Here is an 18,109-nt window from a genome sequence, read left to right as displayed (position 1 = left end):
CAAGGCGGGCCGTTGTTGCCGGGGGTGGTTCAGCGTTCGCTGTCGAGATCGCGCAGCTGATGTTCGCCGTAGCGATCGCCGGCCACCGCGCCTGGCGGCAGCAGGCGTTCCAGTTCGGCGCGATCCGCATCGCTCAGCGTCACCTCCAGCGCACCTAGGGATTCGTCGAGCTGAGCGCGGCGGCGGGCTCCGATTAAAGGCACGATGTCCTCGCCCTGGGCGGCGACCCAGGCTACCGCCAGCCGGGCCGGGGTGGTGCCGCGGCGTTCGGCGAATTGCTTCAGGCCTTCCACCAGCGCCAGGTTGCGCTCCACGTTGCCCGGCTGGAAGCGCGGACTGAGGGCGCGGAAGTCGCCGCTGCCCGAGGGTTGGCGCCAGTGACCGCTGAGCAGACCGCGGGAGAGCACGCCATAGGCGGTGATGCCGATGCCCAGGTCGCGGCAGGTCGGCAGGATCTCGGCCTCGATGCCGCGCGAGACCAGCGAATACTCGATCTGCAGGTCGCAGACCGGGTGCACCGCGGCCGCCCGCCGCAGGGTCTGGGCGCCCACTTCCGAAAGGCCGATGTGGCGGATGTAGCCGGCCTGCACCAGCTCGGCGAGGGCGCCCATGGTGTCCTCGATGGGCACCTGGCGATCCAGCCGCGCCGGGCGATAGATGTCGATGTGGTCCACGCCCAGGCGCTTGAGGCTGTAGGCGACGAAATTCTTGATCGCCACCGGCCGGGCGTCGTAGCCCAGCCACTCGCCACCCGGACCACGCAGGGCGCCGAACTTGACGCTGATCAGGGCACTATCGCGGCGGCCGCGCAAGGCCTCGCCCAGGAGCAGTTCGTTGTGGCCCATTCCATAGAAGTCACCGGTGTCGAACAGGGTGACGCCGCGTTCGAGGGCGGCCTGGACCGTGGCGATTGCCTCGCCACGGTCGGCGGCGCCATAGAGATCGGACATGCCCATGCAGCCCAGACCGAGCGTGGATACCAGGGGGCCCTGCTGGCCCAAGCGACGCTGTTGCATGAGGGATTCCTCGTCAGATGGATGAGGCTTCACTCTAGTCGCCAGGGTGCCGTGCGATAATCCGGTCCTGACACAACGACCTGTTCGCCTAGCCGTACAATGGAGGCGCCTTGAATCTGGATGACCTGGCGGCCTTCGCCGCCGTGGCCGAGGCCCGCAGCTTTCGCGGCGCCGCCTATGTGCGTGGCGTGGCCGCCTCTTCGCTGAGCGATGCGGTGCGGCGGCTGGAGCGGGAACTGGATGTGCGGCTGCTGCACCGCACCACCCGCAGCGTGACCCCCACCGCGGCCGGCCAGCGCCTGCTGGAACGCCTGACCCCGGCCCTGCGCGAGGTGCGCGGCGCGCTGGACGCCATCAATGCCGAGGGCGAAAGTCCGGTGGGCAGCCTGAGACTCAATGTGCCCACCATCGTCGCCCGGGTGCTGCTGCCGCCGCTGATCGGCCCCTTCCTGGCCCGGTATCCGGGCATTCGCCTGGAGGTGGTGGCCGAGGACCGGCTGATCGACGTGCTCGCCGCTGGTTTCGATGCCGGGGTGCGCTACGACGAGCACCTGGAAGCCGACATGATCAGCGTGCGGCTGGGCCCGGTCACCCAGAGATTCGCCGTGGCCGGAACCCCGGCCTACCTGGAGCAGCATGGCGTACCGGCGCATCCCGCCGACCTGGTCCGGCATTCCTGCATCGGGCATCGCTTCGCCAGCGGCCTGGTGGCGCAATGGAGTTTCGAGCGCGGCAGCGAGGTCATCAACATCGCGCCGGGCAGTCGCCTGCTGGCTTCGGCACTCGACCTGGAACTGCAGGCCGCCCTCGACGGCGTCGGCCTCATCTATTCCTTCGCCGACTACCTGGCTGCGCCCCTGTCCGACGGCCGCCTGGTGGAAGTGCTGGCGGACTGGTCCCCGTCCTTTCCCGGTCCGCGGCTCTACTACGCGGATCGCCGCCAACTGCCAGCCCCGCTGCGCGCCTTCGTGGCCTTCCTGCGCGAGCATCACGGCTAGGCGGGCGCGCGGGGCGCCGCTACCCTGAGCGCCAGTCCGCCGCCTGGAGCCCCTATGACGCCCCTGTTCTCCCGCCTGGTACCGTCCCCATGATCATCGGCACCGCCGGCCACATCGACCATGGCAAGACCGCGCTGATCCAGGCCCTCACCGGAGTCGCCGGTGACCGCCGCCGTGAAGAGCAGGCGCGTGGCATCACCATCGACCTGGGCTATGTCTATGCCGATCTGGGCGACGGCGGCCTCACCGGCTTCATCGACGTGCCCGGCCACGAGCGCTTCGTACACAACATGCTGGCCGGTGCCAGCGGCCTGGATCTGGCCCTGCTGGTGGTGGCGGCCGACGACGGCGTCATGCCGCAGACCCGCGAGCACCTGGCGATCCTCGAATTGCTCGGCATTCCCCGGCTGCTGGTGGCCCTGACCAAGGCCGATCGGGTGGACGCCGAGCGGCTGGCGCAGGTGGGTCAGGAGGTCAGTGCGCTGCTGGCTGCCGGGCCCTTCGCCGGGGCGCCGCTGTATCCGGTGGCCAGCCCCAGCGGCGCCGGTATCCCCGCGTTGCGCGCCGCCTTGCTCGCGGCCCTGGACCAGGTGCGCCAGCGCAACGTCCGCGGTGGCTTTCGCCTGGCGGTGGACCGGGTGTTCAGCGTCGCCGGGGCCGGGGTGGTGGTCACCGGCACCGCCTTCGCCGGCCAGGTGGCCGTTGGCGACGAGCTCATCCTCACCCCGCGCGGCCAGCGCCTGCGGGTGCGGGGGCTGCATGCGCAGAATCGCGCGGCAGAAACCGCCCAGGCCGGTCAGCGCGTATCGCTCAATCTGGCGGGCGAGCGCCTGAGCACCGACAGCCTCGCCCGCGGCGACTGGCTGGTGGCCGAGGCGCTGCACGCGCCCACCACCCGCATCGACGTCGAGCTGCGCCTGCTGCCCGGCGAGGCGCGCAACCTGGCGCACTGGACGCCGGTGCACGTGCACCTCGGCGCCCAGGATCTCACCGGGCGCGTCGCCCTGCTGGAAGGGGACAGCCTCGCCCCGGGTGCTACGGCCCTGGCGCAGCTGGTGCTCAATGCGCCTTTGCACGGGGTGCACGGTGATCGCCTGGTGCTGCGCGACCAGTCCGCCCAGCGCACCCTGGGCGGTGCGCGGCTGCTCGATCCCTTCGCCCCGGCCCGCCATCGCCGCACCCCGCAGCGCCTGGCGCAACTCCAGGCGCTGCGTCAGGGCGGCCTGGAGGAAGCCCTGCCCGAACTCCTGGCCCAGGCCGCGGGCGGTCTCGATCCGCGACTGCTGGCCCGGCAATTCAACCGCCCCGAAGGCGACTGGCAGTTGCCCGCCGACACCCTGAGGGTGGACACGCGGGTCGGTCCGCGGCTGTTCGCGGCGGCTCTGTGGCAGGCGGCACTCGAGCGCCTGGGCGTGGCGCTGGCCACCTTTCACCAGGAGCAACCCGACGAACTGGGACCGGATCGCGATCGCCTGCGCCGCATCGCCGCGCCGGAACTGGAGCGGCCCGTCTATCTGGCGCTGCTGGAGACGGCCCTGGCCGAGGGACACTTGCAGAGCAGCGGTCCCTGGCTGCACCTACCCGATCACCGGGTACGCCTCACCGAAGCGGAGGAGGGGCTCAAGGCCCGGCTCTGGCCGCTGCTGGAGGCCCAGCGCTTCGATCCGCCCTGGACCCGCGATCTCGCCAAGAGCCTGGGTCAGCCCGAGGCCGAGGTACGCCTGTTGCTGCGCAAACTGGCCCGGCTGGGGGAACTGACCCAGGTGGTCAAGGATCTCTTCTATCCCCAGGCGAGTCTGGAAGCCGCGGCCGGCGAGGCATTGCGCCTGGAGCGCGAAGCAGGGATCATTCGCGCCGCGGCCTTTCGCGATGCCCTCGGCATCGGTCGCAAGCGCAGCATCCAGATCCTCGAATGCCTGGATCGCATCGGTTTCACCCGTCGCTTCGGCGACGAGCGCCGGGTCCGCCCGGACAGCGCCTGGGCCCGCGCCGCCGAGGGCTAGCGCAACAGAGGAAGGCAATCACGCCCGGTGGCGTGGCCGGGCTTCAAACCCGGTTGGGGACGGCAGCCGTTCCCGGGTGGGTTCGACTCCCACTGCCTTCCGCCATTTCCTGAGTTCAGTGCCCGTTCACCGGGTGATGGAGCACCGCGCCCTCCCGCTGCAACTCCTGCAGGAACCAGTCGGCCGCCCAGAGCTGTTCGGGCATATAGAGACCTGCCGGCAGCGGTCTACCGCCCACCAGGCCCAGCGCCCGCTCCAGCGACAGCACCAGCCCGAGAGCGGTCAGCGAGGCCTGCCCCTGGCTGAATTCCAGCACGGACCGTGCGGTGGTGGTCTGGCCGTCCCTCTCACCGGTCACCCTGACCGCGATCTCGGCCGCCGTTTCCGCGCCCCGCCGCCGGCTGGAGGACTCGCCCATGGCGATGTCGAAGCGGAGCTCCGGCGCGGCGGTGGTGGCCCAGAGACTGAGCAGATCGATGGAGCCAAAGGCCGTGGCGGCCAGCGTGCGACCGTCCAGCGCCGTGACGCTGCCCTGCAGGTCGGCACCGCTCAGCCAGTGGCGGCGCCCATGCCGAAACGCCAGGGCCGCGGGCGCCGCGCTGTGCACCCGCGCCATATCCTCCCATGCCAGGGGACCGGCCGGATCTTCTTCGTCCAGCAAGACCTCCACCCCGATGGCCGCGACCCGGGTGAAGCGGCGGGCGAGATCGAGCGCCAGCGCCAGGGCGGCGCCCGAAGCCCAGTGACTGGACAGCACCAGAGCATGGGCGCCGGGGTGGTGCATGAACTGGGCGACTTCCGGCCCCAGTTCGGTGACGCCGGTGTTGGCATTGAGATAGGGGATGCCCAGGCGCTGGGCGAGGCTCAGGCCGTGCAGGGCCTGATCCGGTGCCAGCATGATGATGGCTGCCGGGGTGAGGGCGGGATCCAGTCCCAGCCCTGGCTGGTCGAGATCCAGGCCCACTGCCCGGGCCTGGCCGGCGGCCTGGGCGACGTCCTCGGCCGTGGCGAGGTTGCGGCCCCCCACCAGCAGCGGCCAGTCAGGCTGGCGCTGGCGGAACCAGTGGACGGCCTGGCGGCCTACTGTGCCCGAACCGCCGGCAAAGAGTATGGGTTGCAGTGGCATGATGCTGTCCTCGTGGCTGCAGTGCTGAGATCGCGGAGACCGCACCGCCAGCTGGCCAGCAGCTGCTCCCCGCGTTAACCTACCAAGAGTAGGTTCTAAATCAGGATTAACCTACCTTTAGTAGGTTTGCAAGAAGACGTGACCAATGGCAGAGCGATCCACCCCTGAAAAACCGATCTCCGATGGTGCCGGGCGGCGTCTTTCTAAGGCGGCGCGGCGTCAGCAATTGCTGGAAACAGCGCGGCTCATCGTCCGGGAAGAGGGCGCGGATCGCCTGACCCTGGGCTATCTGGCCGTACAGGCAGGCGTCTCCAAGCCGGTCGTCTACGAGCATTTCGGTACCCGCTCGGGACTGCTCATCGAACTCTATCGCTGGCTCGATCTGGCGCAGATGGATGCCTTTCGCCAGGCCATGACGGCCCGGCAGCAGAGCGCCGAAGAGGCCACCGCGGCGCTGGCCGAGGGCTACATCCGTTGCGTGACCGACATGCAGGGCGAGGTCGGCGTGCTGGCGGCGGCCCTGGCAGGGAGCGAGGAAAAGACCGCGGTGTATCAGGAGTTGCTGGAGCACGGCACCCGGATGGTGGCGGCGGTGCTCACGCCGCACAGCACGAGGTCCGCCGCGGAGTTGCAGGTGTCCTGCATCGGCCTGGTCGGCGCCGGCGAGGCCCTGGCCGCGGCCGTGGTGCGCGGGGCGCTGGGCGAGCGCGAGGCCATCGAGGCCTTTACCCGCCTGGTGCGCGCGGTGCTGTAGCGACTGACGCTAGTAGACGTCCTTCAGATAGCGCTTCTGCTCGCTCATGCCGCGCACATAGTCGGCGGCGGCCTCGTCGCTGAGGTGGCCATGGGTCGCCACCACCTGGCGCAGGGCCTGGTCCACGTCCCTGGCCATGCGGCTGGCATCGCCGCAGACATAGACGCGGGCGCCGTCCTGCAACCAGCGCCAGACCTCGGCGCCGCGTTCGCGCAGCCGATCCTGCACATAGATCTTCTCGGCCTGGTCGCGAGAAAAGGCCAGACTCAGTTCGCTCAGCAGGCCATCGCGCTGGAAGGCTTCCAGTTCGTCGCGGTAGTAGAAGTCATGGGCGGCGTGCTGTTCGCCAAAGAACAGCCAGTTGCGGCCCTGGTCGCCCCGGGCGCGGCGCTCATGGAGAAAGCCGCGGAAGGGCGCGATGCCGGTGCCGGGGCCGATCATGATCAGCGGGACGTCGCCCTGGTCCGGCAGGCGGAAGTGACGTGAAGGCTGGACATGCACCTCGGTGGTGGCGTCCTGCAGACGGTCGGCGAGAAAGGTGGAGGCCACGCCCTTGCGCTGACCGTAGCGCACCGCCGAGACCGTGAGGTGCACCTGGCCGGCATGGGCCAGGGGGCTGGAGGCGATGGAGTAGAGGCGCGGTTGCAGGCGCTTGAGGCTGCCGAGCAATTCGCCGGCATCGTGGCGGGCGGGATAGCGCGCCAGCACATCGGCCAGTTGCCGGCCCCAGAGCCAGGTCTTGAGTTCATCCCGGTTGCCCAGCAGGGCGTGGCACTCGGCAGCGCCACTGCGCTCGGCGATCAGCGCCAGGGTCTCGGGGTTGGGACGGGCGATCTCATAGTGTTCGCTCAGCGCCTGGCGCAGCGACAGCTCGCCGACCTTGGCCACCGCGACTGCTTGTTCGCCGTCCAGGCCGGCGAGGGCGAGGACCTCCTCGACCAGTTCCGGGCAGTTGCGCGCCTTCACGCTCAAGGCGTCGCCGGCCTGGTAGGTCAGGGGCTGCGCGGATTCGAAACCGAACAGCCGCACCTCCTTGTTCGATCCGGCACCGTTGAGTCTTTGGTTGATGACCAGCCGCGCGGGCACCGCCGTCGGGCGACCGCTCGTGGTCGGAGGGGCGACGGGCACCTGGGCGGCCTGGGGCGCCAGCTGCCCTTGCAGGGCGGTCAGCCAGGCGTCGGCGGCGTCGAGGCCATCGGCGTCGCAGTCAAGGCGCGGGCAGAGGCGGCGGGCGCCGAGTTCGGCCAGGCGGGCGTCGAGGCGCTGGCCGTGGCCACAGAACTGCTCGTAGGTGGAATCGCCCAGGGCCAGCACGGCGTAGTCCAGCTCGGCGAGGGAGGCATCGAGGCGACCGAGGCCCTGCCAGAAGGCCTGGCCATTGTCCGGGGCCTCGCCGTCGCCAAAGGTGCTGCTCACCAGCAGGACGCGGCGGGCACCGCTCAGGCGTTCCACGGCATAGGCGGCCATGTCGTGCAATTCGACGGTGAGACCGGCCTGGCACAGGCGGGCGACGCAGCGCTCGGCCAGGGCTTCGGCGTTGCCGGTCTGGGAGGCCCAGAGCACCACCAGATCGGCCGGCGCGGTAGCGGTCTGGGGCAGGCCGGCACTCTGGCTTTGCGGCAGGCGGCTGAATAGCCCGGCGAGCAGGCCATCGAGCCAGAGGCGGGTGTCGGCGGCCAGCGGCGCCTGGGCCGGCAGGCAGGGCACGCCCTGGGCGCCTCCGTCGCGCAGGCCGTCCATGAAGCCGGCCAGGTAGGTGCGTTCGGCCGCGCTGAGCTGGGGCCGTACCGCGGTGGCGACCCCGGTGAGATCGGCCAGCCGCGCCAGGGCGGGTTGCTGGACGCTCTCGGTGATCGGCTCGTCGGCCGGCAGCTGGCGGTGGGGGATGGTGGCGACCCGGGTCAGGCGCACCGCGCAGACCTTGAGTTCCGGTTGCAGCGAGAACGGATCGACGGCGTCGCTGGTGACGGCATTGATCGCCAGGTCGCTGCCCTGGACGTCGGCCCAGTGGAAGGGGGCGAAGCAGTTGCCGGGCTGGACCCGGTCGCTGATCGTCACCGGCAGCACCGCGCGACCGCGCCGCGAGGTGATTTCCAGGCGATCGCCCGCGCTGAGCCCCAGCGCCTGGGCGTCCTGGGGATGTACCTCGACGAAGGGCGCCGGATTGAGGCGATTCAGCGCGGCGATCTTGCCGGTCTTGGTCAGGGTGTGCCACTGGTGCTGCAAACGCCCGGTGTTGAGCACGAAGGGGTAATCGGCATCGGGCAGTTCCGCCGGGTCCAGGTGCGGGCGAGCGAAGAATTGCGCCTTGCCGCTGGGGGTGGCGAAGTTGAGCGCGGTGGGTTCGCCGGTCTCGTCCAGGCGCAGGGTCTGGCTGCGGCCGTCGTTGCGATAGCGGATCGGCTGGCGCGGATCGCTCTCTGCGCTGGGGCAGGGCCATTGCAGCGGCGTCTCGCGCAGCCGTGCATGGCTGGCGCCGCGGATGTCGTAGCCGGTCTGGGGGTTGTGGAATTGCCTGATCTCGTCGAACACCTCGGCGGCCGAGGCGTAGGTGAAGTGTTCGCCATAGCCCAGGGCGCAGGCCACGTCGGCGATGATTTGCCAGTCGGCGCGGGCCGCGCCGGGCGGGTTGACGGCCTGGGGGGCCAGGGTCAGGTTGCGCTCGGAATTGATCATCACTCCGTCGGCCTCGGCCCAGAGCGCGCCGGGCAGGAGGATGTCGGCGTATCTGTTGGTCTCGGTGTCGAGAAAGGCGTCCTGGGTGATCACCAGTTCGGCGGCCTGCAGCCCGCGGATGACCGTGTCGCGATTGGCCACGCTGGCCACCGGATTGGTGCAGATGATCCAGCAGGCCTTCACGGTGCCGGCGGCCAGGTCCTCGAACAGGGCGACGGTGCCCTGGCCCAGGCGGGTGTGCAGGGTGCCTTCCGGAATCTTCCAGGCACGCTCGACGAAGGCGCGGTCGGCGGCGGACAGCAGGCTGCGCTGGCCGGGCAGGCCGGGCCCCATGTAGCCCATCTCGCGTCCGCCCATGGCATTGGGCTGGCCGGTCAGGGAGAAGGGGCCGCTGCCGGGGCGGCAGATCTTGCCGGTGGCCAGGTGCAAATTGCACAGGGCGTTGGTGCTCCAGGTGCCATGGGTGCTCTGGTTCAGGCCCATGGTCCAGAGACTGGTCCATTCACCGGCCTCGCCGATCCAGCGCGCCGCGGTGCGGATGTCCGCCTCGGCCAGCCCGGTCCCGGCGGCCACGCGCGCCGGGCTGTAGTCGGCGAGAAAGGCCGGCATGGCCGCCCAGCCCTCGGTATGGGCGGCGATGAAGGCGTCGTCCAGATAGCCCTCGGCGTGCAGCAGATGCAAGAGGCAATTGAGCAGCAGCAGATCGGTGCCCGGACGCAGTTGCAGGAAGAGATCGGCCTTCTCGGCGGTGGCGGTGCGCCGGGGATCGACGACGATCAGCCGGGCGCCGCGCTTGATCCGGTCCAGCAGCCGCAGGAAGAGGATGGGATGGCAGTCGGCCATGTTGGCGCCGCTGACCAGGAAGAGGTCGGCGCGGTCGAGGTCGTCATAGGAACCGGGTGGACCGTCGGCGCCGAGGGACAGCTTGTAGCCGGTGCCGGCACTGGCCATGCACAGGCGGGAATTGGATTCGAGCTGGTTGGTGCCGATGAAGCCCCGCGCCAGCTTGCTCGCCAGGTACTGGGCCTCCAGCGACATCTGCCCGGACACATAGAAGGCGATGGCGTCGGGTCCGTCGCGGTCGAGGATGGCGCGCAGGCGCTCGGCGGTGACGGCGACGGCCTGCTCCAGCCCGGTCTGCACCGGTTCGTGGGAGCGGTCGTGGCGGACATAGGCCTGCTCCATGCGCCCGCTGTCCACCAGCGCCTGGTGGCTGGTGCTGCCCTTGGTGCAGAGGCGGCCGCGGTTGGCGGGGTGGTCGCGATCGCCGCTGACCTTGGTAACCCGACCGTCTTCCACCTGCATGACGATCCCGCAGCCGACGCCGCAGTAGGGGCAGACGCTCTTGAAGTGGGTAGTGGTCATGGCAAGGATCCTTCGAAAACCAGAAAGCGAAAAGGCGCCGGTCGCGCTCCCCGGAGGGAGGCGAACACGGCGCCTTTGTCGTGAAGGGGGCGATCGACGTTGACCGCTCCATGCCAGGGATTTAGCAAGGCTCGCGCCAGCTTGGTCCGGTGCGCGCGGGGAGCGCATGACTGTTGGCCTGGCGGGGTGCCGGTGGCGCCTGGCGGGGTCGCTGCCCTGGCGGTCGAGATGCGCCGGGACAGGGCAGGCCGATCCTGCCTTGCACCGTTGTGGTTCCAGTCGGCAGCCGTCCGGACCGGCGCCGGCAAGCCGCTTGGCGGGCTGCAGCCCGCGCCAGTGGCCGATCTGCGGGCGAGCCGACGAAACTGGCACAACCGATGCAAAAGCTCTGGCAGACCCGCCCATTCGGGTCGCCCGGTCGATCAACGGCGATCGACAGCCACTGCAGGCGACGGGCACGGAGCAGAGCCAAGGGCTCCTCCCTACTAGAACAGGCAAAGGCGCCTGAGACCGCAAGGTTTCAGGCGCCTTTTTATTTGCCGCGAATCAACCTGATTGGCCTCGGCCGGGGGATAGCCTCCATGAACAGCATCGTGACCCGCAAAGAACGCCTGATCGTCGTCGGCAACGGCATGGTCGGCCATCACCTCGTCGAGCAGCTGCTGGCGGCCGGCGCCCTGGACCACTACGAGATCCACGTCTTCGGCGAAGAGCGCCAGCGCGCCTATGACCGGGTCCATCTCTCCGAGTACTTCGCCGGTCGCGATGCCGAATCCCTGGCCATGAGCGAAGCCGGTCTCTATGCCGTGCCCGGCCTGGTGCTGCACCTGGGCTGCGCGGTGACCGCCATCGACCGCGAACAGCGCGAGGTGCTGACACCCGAGGGCGCCTTTGGCTACGACCGCCTGGTGCTGGCCACCGGTTCCTATCCCTTCGTGCCGCCCATCGAGGGTGCCGAAGGGGATTCGCGCCTGGTCTATCGCACCCTGGACGACCTGGACACCATCCGCCTGGCCGCCGCCCGGGCGCGCCGCGGCGTGGTGGTGGGCGGTGGCCTGCTCGGCCTGGAGGCGGCCAATGCGCTGAAATCCCTCGGCCTGGAAGCCCACGTGGTGGAATTCGCCCCGCGGCTGATGCCGGTACAGCTGGACGACCTCGGCGGCGCCGCCTTGCGCCAGCGCATCGAGGACCTGGGCGTGGGCGTGCACCTGTCCAAGGCCACCCAGAACATCACCGCCGGCAGCGAGTATCGCTACCGCATGAACTTCGCCGGCGAGGATTTCCTCGAGACCGACCTGATCCTGTTTTCCGCCGGCATCCGCCCTCAGGACGCCCTGGCCCGCGGCTGCGGCTTGGAACTCGGCGCCCGCGGCGGGGTGGCCGTGGACAACGGCTGCCTGACCAGCGACCCCTTCATCCATGCCATCGGCGAGTGCGCCGCCTGGAACGGCAGCATCTTCGGCCTGGTCGCCCCGGGCTACCAGATGGCGCGCCTGGTGGCCGCCACCCTCTGCCACGGTCAGGCCACGCCCTTCACCGGCGCCGACATGTCCACCAAGCTCAAGCTGCTGGGCGTGGACGTGGGCTCCATCGGTGATGCCCACGGCGCCACGCCCGGCGCGCGCAGCTATCGCTACATCGACGAAGCCAGCGCCAGCTACCGCCGCCTGGTGGTGTCCGCCGATGGCAAGCACGTCCTCGGCGCCGTGCTGGTGGGCGACAACAGCTACTACGACACCCTGCTGCAATACGCCCAGAATGGCATCCCGCTGCCCCAGGATCCGGCCAGCCTGATCATGCCGGTGGGCGAGGGCGCCCCGACCCTGGGCGCCGATGCCTTGCCGGCCACCGCCACCCTCTGCTCCTGCCACAACGTCACCAAGGCCGCGGTCTGCGCCGCCATCGACGCCGGTTGCACGGACCTGGCCGGCATCAAGAGCTGCACCAAGGCCGGCACCGGTTGCGGCGGCTGCGCGGCGCTGGTCAAGCAGGTCTTCGAGCACGAGCTGATCGCCCGGGGCGTCGAGGTCGACAAGAGTCTCTGCGAACACTTCGCCCATACCCGCCAGGAGCTCTATCACCTGGTGCGGGTGGAGGGTATCGAGAGCTTCGAAGAGCTCCTGGCGCGGCATGGGCGCGGGCACCATGGCTGCGACATCTGCAAGCCGGCGGTAGGCTCCATCCTGGCGTCCTGCTGGAATGGCTCCATCACCGATCCGCACCTGGTGCCGCTGCAGGACACCAACGATACCTTCATGGCCAACATGCAGAAGAACGGCACCTACTCGGTGGTGCCGCGCATCCCGGGTGGCGAGATCAGTCCGGAAGGCCTGATCGCCATCGGCCAGGTGGCGAAGAAATACGACCTCTACACCAAGATCACCGGCGGCCAGCGCATCGACCTCTTCGGCGCCCAGCTACACGAGCTGCCGGACATCTGGGGGGAGCTGATCGCCGCCGGCTTCGAGACCGGCCATGCCTACGGCAAGTCGACCCGCACGGTGAAGAGCTGCGTCGGCAGTACCTGGTGCCGCTACGGGGTGCAGGACAGCGTCAAGATGGCGCTGGACATCGAGCATCGCTACAAGGGCCTGCGCGCCCCGCACAAGCTCAAGTTCGCGGTCAGCGGCTGCACCCGCGAGTGCGCCGAGGCCCAGAGCAAGGACATCGGCGTGATCGCCACCGAGAACGGCTGGAATCTCTATGTCTGCGGCAACGGCGGCATGCGCCCGCGCCACGCCGAGCTGTTCGCCACCGACCTCGACGACGAGACGCTGATCCGCTACATCGACCGGCTGCTGATGTTCTACATCCGCACCGCCGACCGCCTGCAGCGCACCTCGGTGTGGCGCGAGTCCCTGGAAGGCGGGCTGGACTACCTCAAGCAGGTGATCATCGACGACAGCCTGGGCCTGGGCGCCGAGCTGGAAGCCCAGATGCAGCTGGTGGTGGATCGCTACGAATGCGAATGGGCCAACGCCCTGAACGACCCGGACAAGCTCAAGCGCTTCCGTACCTTCGTCAACCAGCGCGGCAGCGACCCGGACATCCATTTCGTCAAGGAGCGTGGCCAGCGTCGGCCGGCGCGCCACGGCGAACTGCACCTGATCAACCTGACCGAGGAGGCCTGACCATGACCCAGACCACTACCGCGCGTGCCCTGGAACCCCGCTGGCAACCCCTGTGCAGCCTGGCCGACCTGGTGCCCCAGTCCGGCGTGGTGGCCCTGCACGAGGGCGAGCAGGTGGCGCTGTTCTACCTGCCCAACACCGAGCAGAAGGTCTTCGCCGTGGGCAACCGCGACCCCAAGTCCGGCGCCAACGTCATCGGCCGCGGCATCGTCGGCCAGCTGGGCCCGGATCTGGTGATCGCCTCGCCGCTGTACAAGCAGCACTTCCGCTTGGCGGACGGTGGCTGCCTGGAGTACCCCGAGCAGGCCCTGCCCACCTGGGCGGTGCGGCTGAACGGCGAGCAGGTGGAGATCGCCTGACGTGGCTCGACCCTCACCCCAACCCTCTCCCGGCGGGAGAGGGGCGGTCCGGAGTGGGGCAGGGATTAGTGCGTAGCCTGGACAAAGGCGCAGCCTTGTCCGGAAATGGTCAAGGCGATGCCAGGTGACCCTCACTCCAACCCTCTCCCGGCGGGAGAGGGGGCGGTCCGGAGTGGGGCGGGGCTTCACGCGTAGCCTGGACAACGGCGCGGCCTTGTCCGGAAAAGGCCAAGGCGATGCCAGGTGACCCTCACCCCAACCCTCTCCCGGCGGGAGAGGGGGCGGTCTGGCGTGGGGCGGGGCTTGGCGCGTAGCCTGGACAACGGCGCAGCCTTGTCCGGGATCTCCACCCTTCGCCCTAGCCCACTGTTGCACCCACCGCAGTGCAGCTTTGCGCAATCGGGAGCTGCGCGGGGCGGCGAAATGACTTCCAAGGGTCGATACTCAAGGAGCGGGGATGCTGTCTGCCGATCCTGGCAATCGCCTCGCGGGAGGTCACCATGCGCCTGACAAGAACAATTCGCTCCGCGCTGTTCATCGCCCTGCTTCTGGCCCTGGCCGCCATCGCCCTGCTGGAGGGCTGGCGCGCGCAACCGGTGGGCGAACCCACGCTGCGCGCCGATCCGGTCTGTACCCATGGCTATGCGCCCTATGGCTGCTATCCGGTACCGGCCCGCGGGGGCGATCTGGGGTGGCTGGAGCGCCTCTAGGTCGTCATCCCGGCCGCTGTTCGGTAGCCAGCAGCAACGCCAGGTCGTTGCCCGCCAGGACCGGGCCGAACAGCGGGCCCTGGACCTCGTCGCAGAGGTGCGCCCGCAGCCAGTCCAGCTGGACCGGCGTCTCCACGCCCGTCGCCGCCAGCCGCAGGCCCAGGGTCCGTCCGAGGCCGATCAGGGCCTGGGCGATGGCGGCATCGGCAGGCTGAGTTTCCAGGCGAGCGACGAGACGGCTATCCAGGCTGATGCCATCCAGCACGGACTGGCGCAGCGCCTCGAGGCCGCCTGAGCCGCTGCCGAAGTCGGCCAGGCTCAGGCGCACGCCCAGGGGCTTGAGCGCCTGCAGCTGAGTGAGAGACACGTCTTCCACCTGTAACAAGGCCTCGGGCACTTGCAGCTCCAGGCGTCCAGCTGCCAGACCACTCGTCTGTAGGGCGCTGGCGACCGCCTCCACTAGGGCCTCGGCATCGGCGCACTGGCGCGCCGATAGGCTGATGACCAGCCGCAGCGGCACGGGCCAGGCCGCGGCGGCGCGACAGGCGTCGTCCAGCAGCCACAGGCCCAGGGCAACGCTGAGTCCGGTTTCCTCGGCCAGCGGCAGGAAGGCGGCGGGCGGCAGCAGACCGCGCAGCGGATGGGCCCAGTGCAGCTGGACCTCGACGCCACTCAGGTCACCCGTGGCGATGCTTCGGCGCGGCAGGTAGCCCAGGCGCAACTGGTCGAGCGCCAGCGCCTGGCGCAATTCCTGTTCCAGATCCCGCCGCTGGCTGAGCTGGGCGTCCATCGCCGGCGCATGAAAGCACCAGCCGTTGCGACCCGCGGCCTTGGCCTGGTAGAGCGCGATATCCGCCAGGCGCAGCAGGTCCTCGACCTGGGTGGCCTGGTCCGGGGCCTGGGCGATGCCAATGCTGGTGCCGACGCTGACCGACTGCTCCTCCAGCAGAATCGGCCGACCGATGGCGTTTACCAGGCGGGCACAGATCTGGTCGACCGTCGCCACGTCCAGGTGACCGAGCAACACCACGATGAATTCGTCGCCACCCAGGCGCGCCACCAGGCCGCCGGGCCTCAGACTGGCCTGCAGGCGCCGGGCGATTTCCTGCAGCACCCGATCGCCGGCGGCATGGCCGAGGCTGTCGTTGACCGGCTTGAAGCGATCCAGGTCCAGGCTGAGCAGCGTCAGCGGCGTTCTGGATTGCGCCAGTTTGCGCGCCAGGTAGTGCTGCAATTGCAGCCGATTGGCCAGGCCGGTCAGGCTGTCGTGTTGCGACAGGTGTTCGATTTCCGCCTGGGCATTGACCGCGGCGGTGATGTCGCTGGCGGTACCGCGAAAGCCGGCGCCCTCGGGCAGCGGCCGGGCGGTGATCTCGCAGACCCGGGCGTGACCCTGGCGGTCGCGGTAGTGGCAGCGCAGCACCTGACGCTCGTCGCGCTGGTGAACGTTGTTCTGGAGCCAGTTGGCCAGGCGGGTGGTCTCGCTGCTGAACAGCTCCGTGAGCGGCCGGCCGAGCCAGCTGCCGGGCGCATGGCCGGTGATGCGGGCGAAGCGTTCGGAGAGATAGGTGATACGGCCTGCGGCGTCGCTTTCCCAGAGCCAGTCGGAGGCGGCCTCGGCGAGTTCGCGAAAGCGGCTTTCGCTGCGGCTCAGTTCGGCCTGGCTGGCGACCAGGGCATCGAATTGCCGGTCGAGCTGGCGGGCCGAATTCAGCGCATGACGGATCAGCAGGGCCAGCACCAGCCCGAGCAGCAGCACCCCGGCCAGAAAGATCGGCAGGGTGCGGCGCAGGAGCTGGGCACCGGGTTGCGGCGGTTGCCAGTTGAGCAGCAGCGGCGAATCCAGAAACTGCAGGTATTGGTGATCGGCGAGGGGCGCCCGCGACGCCTCGAGTCGCGGCAGGCCATAGGTGTCGCTGAGATGGGCCAGGGTGTCCGGATCGAGCACGTTGACGAACAGCATCACCGAGGGCGCGCCGGGGCCAGGGGCCACGCTGTAGCTCGCGCCCGGCGTGATGGTGGCCGCGGCGACCAGCGCCGGGACGCCGCCCACGCTCAGCACTCGGACCAGGCTTTCGGTCTCGCCGGGGCGCTGTCGGGTCTCTGCCAGCAGACCGGCCAGATCGCCTTCGAGCCATTGCGCCGCCGCGCGCTCGGTCGGCCGGCCATCGATCACCGCGTAGACGGTCCGGTCCTGCGGATCCAGTACGAAGACCCCGTTGTAGCCGTAGAGCTCATAGGGGATGTCGCCGACGTTGCGCTCGTCGTTGGCCCAGAACAGATCGACCGTCAGGTGCAGGTGCTTGTAGGCCTCGCCCCACTTGGCGTAGTTGATGATGTTGTGGCCGATTTCGTTTTCCACCTGCACCAGGGTGCGCTCGATATAGGTGCGGGCGCGTTGCTGGACGTCGGCGTCCTGGCTGGTGGCGGTCCTGATCAGCAGGTAGCAGCCGAGGCCGAGCAGGATCGGCAGGGCGCAGATGACCGGAAAGAGGCGCAGCAGCAGATTGTGGCTGCGGCGGGTGGCGATGGGCGTGGACGTCATGATCAACCTGGGCGGCGCTGGAGACAGTCAGGTTCCCCGCAAGCGGGCTACAGACGACGCGCGGGGTACCTGGCCAGAGGCCATTATCCGTTACCGCCCAGCGGCCGTCTGCTCAGCGTCGGACCGGGGGCAGCCAAGAGCCGCCCGGACGGTCGACCGCTCAAGGCCGCGGCGGATAGCTGACGAGCAGGTCGCCGATCAGCCGGCTGAAGGCGGCGCTGCGCTGGGCCGGGGTGGCGTTCTGGTCGTCCAGCAGGCGCTCTTCGCTGGCGCGCCAGACCAGCTTGCCGTCACGGCCATCGAGCATGTCGAGTTGCACCGTCATCACCGGGTAGGTGACGGTCTGGGTGCGCACATAGCTCGGCCCCCAGGGACCGGGACCCCAGGCGGAGCCCCAGGGGCCACCCCAGCCCGGGCCCCAGTAGGGATCTGCATAGCTGAAGCTCTGCTGGCGCTGATCGAGGATCACATAGAGCTTGATCTTCAGATCCGGGCGCGCGCCGGCCGGTGCGGGACGCAGCCCGCGCTGGTCGAGCCCGCTGCTGACCGAATCGCGCAGGCGCTGTTCGGTGAGATCGCTGCGCACGCGCGGATCGTTGGGGCGGTACTCGATGGCGGGATCCGCCCAGCCCCAGCTGCGATAGGCGGCGAAGTCGCGGCTGGCGTCATAGTCCAGGTTGCGTGGGCCGCGCTCGGCGCAGGCCGCCAGCAAGAGGACCGCAAGCAGCAGGAGGCAACGTTTCATGGGCGATCCTCTGGGTCAGGGGACTAGTCTGCTTGGACTGGCTTAAGGGCGACTTATCGCGTCAGCTGGGCGGATAGTTGGCCAGCAGGCGGCGGGTGGTATCCCTCAGGGTACGCGCGCGTTCGCCGCTGTTGCCGCCGCTGGCCTGTTCGGCGGCCGAATGCCAGAGCACGCGGCCGGTGGCGGGATCGAGCAATTCCACCTCCAGCACGTCGACCAGAAAGGTCCGGGTGCGGGTCCGCGCCTGGCCGACGCTGGCGCCATAGCCCGGGCCGAAGCCATAGGGCCCGTAGCCGCCGTAGCCATAGCCGGTGTCGTAGTAGTCGGTGTACTGCTCGCTGCGCTGCTGCTGAGTAAGGCGGGCCCGCACCTGCAGATCGGCGCGGGCACCGCCAAGGGCCGGTCGCAGCCCACGCTGGTCTAGACCGTCGGCCACCGCCTGCTGCACGGTCTGGCCATCCAGGCCGCCGCTGACCACGGCGGCGCCGGGGGCCCAGCTCCAGGTGCGATAGCGACTCCAGTCACGCGGTGCCGGCGGATAGGCCGCTGGATCCTGCTGCGGCAGCACTGGCACCGAGGCTTCGGGCAGGCTGCTGGCAACATAGGGATTGGGCGTCTGGCAACCGGCCAGGGCGAGCAGCGCGAGCGACAGGCAGAACAGGGGGCGACGCATGACCGGTT

General features: G+C 69.6%; 12 protein-coding genes and 1 tRNA gene. 7 read left to right on the top strand and 6 right to left on the bottom strand.

The features are described 5' to 3' along the window. Positions 1–29 precede the first annotated feature (29 nt). Positions 30–1,016, bottom strand: coding sequence for an aldo/keto reductase (locus POR01S_RS12510; protein ID WP_042136119.1), 987 nt, complete (start codon positions 1,014–1,016; stop codon positions 30–32). 110 nt (positions 1,017–1,126) lie between these two features. On the opposite strand from POR01S_RS12510, the gene POR01S_RS12505 reads away from it, so the two are divergent. The 3 genes from POR01S_RS12505 (at position 1,127) to POR01S_RS12495 (ending at position 4,122) form a co-directional block, all read left to right on the top strand. Next, a complete protein-coding gene (locus tag POR01S_RS12505) occupies positions 1,127–2,014 on the top strand; it encodes a LysR family transcriptional regulator (protein WP_042136117.1) in 888 nt (295 codons plus the stop codon). Between the two features lie 89 nt (positions 2,015–2,103). After that, entirely contained in the window at positions 2,104–4,017 is a 1,914-nt protein-coding gene (gene selB / locus POR01S_RS12500; protein WP_042136115.1) for a selenocysteine-specific translation elongation factor, read from the top strand. 9 nt (positions 4,018–4,026) lie between these two features. Further along, a tRNA-Sec gene (locus tag POR01S_RS12495) sits at positions 4,027–4,122 on the top strand. Between the two features lie 10 nt (positions 4,123–4,132). Here POR01S_RS12495 and POR01S_RS12490 read toward each other — a convergent pair. Beyond that, positions 4,133–5,143 carry a hypothetical protein gene (locus POR01S_RS12490; RefSeq protein ID WP_027602543.1) on the bottom strand — a complete coding sequence of 337 codons (1,011 nt, stop codon included), beginning with the start codon at positions 5,141–5,143 and terminating at the stop codon, positions 4,133–4,135. 145 nt (positions 5,144–5,288) lie between these two features. Between POR01S_RS12490 and POR01S_RS12485 the strand changes: the two genes are divergently transcribed. Beyond that, positions 5,289–5,897: a TetR/AcrR family transcriptional regulator gene (locus POR01S_RS12485; RefSeq protein ID WP_231501053.1), complete on the top strand. Its 609-nt coding sequence runs from the start codon at positions 5,289–5,291 to the stop codon at positions 5,895–5,897. A gap of 9 nt (positions 5,898–5,906) precedes the next feature. On the opposite strand, the gene POR01S_RS12480 is transcribed toward POR01S_RS12485, so the two are convergent. Then, on the bottom strand, positions 5,907–9,938 hold the full coding sequence (locus POR01S_RS12480; protein WP_042136113.1) for a bifunctional nitrate reductase/sulfite reductase flavoprotein subunit alpha: 4,032 nt from the start codon (positions 9,936–9,938) through the stop codon (positions 5,907–5,909). 581 nt (positions 9,939–10,519) lie between these two features. Between POR01S_RS12480 and nirB the strand changes: the two genes are divergently transcribed. The 3 genes from nirB to POR01S_RS12465 all read left to right on the top strand — a co-directional run bounded on the left by nirB (position 10,520) and on the right by POR01S_RS12465 (position 14,138). Next, positions 10,520–13,069 (top strand): nitrite reductase large subunit NirB, encoded by a 2,550-nt coding sequence (gene nirB, locus POR01S_RS12475; RefSeq protein ID WP_027602545.1) that lies wholly within the window; start codon positions 10,520–10,522, stop codon positions 13,067–13,069. Between the two features lie 2 nt (positions 13,070–13,071). After that, positions 13,072–13,428 carry a nitrite reductase small subunit NirD gene (nirD, locus tag POR01S_RS12470; protein WP_027602546.1) on the top strand — a complete coding sequence of 119 codons (357 nt, stop codon included), beginning with the start codon at positions 13,072–13,074 and terminating at the stop codon, positions 13,426–13,428. A 500-nt stretch (positions 13,429–13,928) separates the two neighbouring features. Further along, on the top strand, positions 13,929–14,138 hold the full coding sequence (locus tag POR01S_RS12465) for a hypothetical protein (RefSeq protein ID WP_007159560.1): 210 nt from the start codon (positions 13,929–13,931) through the stop codon (positions 14,136–14,138). Between the two features lie 4 nt (positions 14,139–14,142). Here POR01S_RS12465 and POR01S_RS12460 read toward each other — a convergent pair whose 3' ends face one another. The 3 genes from POR01S_RS12460 to POR01S_RS12450 all read right to left on the bottom strand — a co-directional run bounded on the left by POR01S_RS12460 (position 14,143) and on the right by POR01S_RS12450 (position 18,101). After that, positions 14,143–16,683 (bottom strand): bifunctional diguanylate cyclase/phosphodiesterase, encoded by a 2,541-nt coding sequence (locus POR01S_RS12460; protein WP_042136109.1) that lies wholly within the window; start codon positions 16,681–16,683, stop codon positions 14,143–14,145. Between the two features lie 160 nt (positions 16,684–16,843). Next, positions 16,844–17,428, bottom strand: coding sequence for a DUF4136 domain-containing protein (locus POR01S_RS12455; protein ID WP_027597115.1), 585 nt, complete (start codon positions 17,426–17,428; stop codon positions 16,844–16,846). A 61-nt stretch (positions 17,429–17,489) separates the two neighbouring features. Beyond that, complete coding sequence (locus tag POR01S_RS12450) at positions 17,490–18,101, bottom strand: DUF4136 domain-containing protein (protein WP_042136107.1); 612 nt, start codon at positions 18,099–18,101, stop codon at positions 17,490–17,492. Positions 18,102–18,109: the final 8 nt, after the last annotated feature.

It is taken from the genome of Pseudomonas oryzihabitans NBRC 102199 (genome assembly GCF_000730625.1).
GTDB lineage: Bacteria > Pseudomonadota > Gammaproteobacteria > Pseudomonadales > Pseudomonadaceae > Chryseomonas > Chryseomonas oryzihabitans.
The sequence above is the reverse complement of the archived record's forward strand: the minus strand, read 5'-3'. Positions and strand labels throughout refer to the sequence as shown.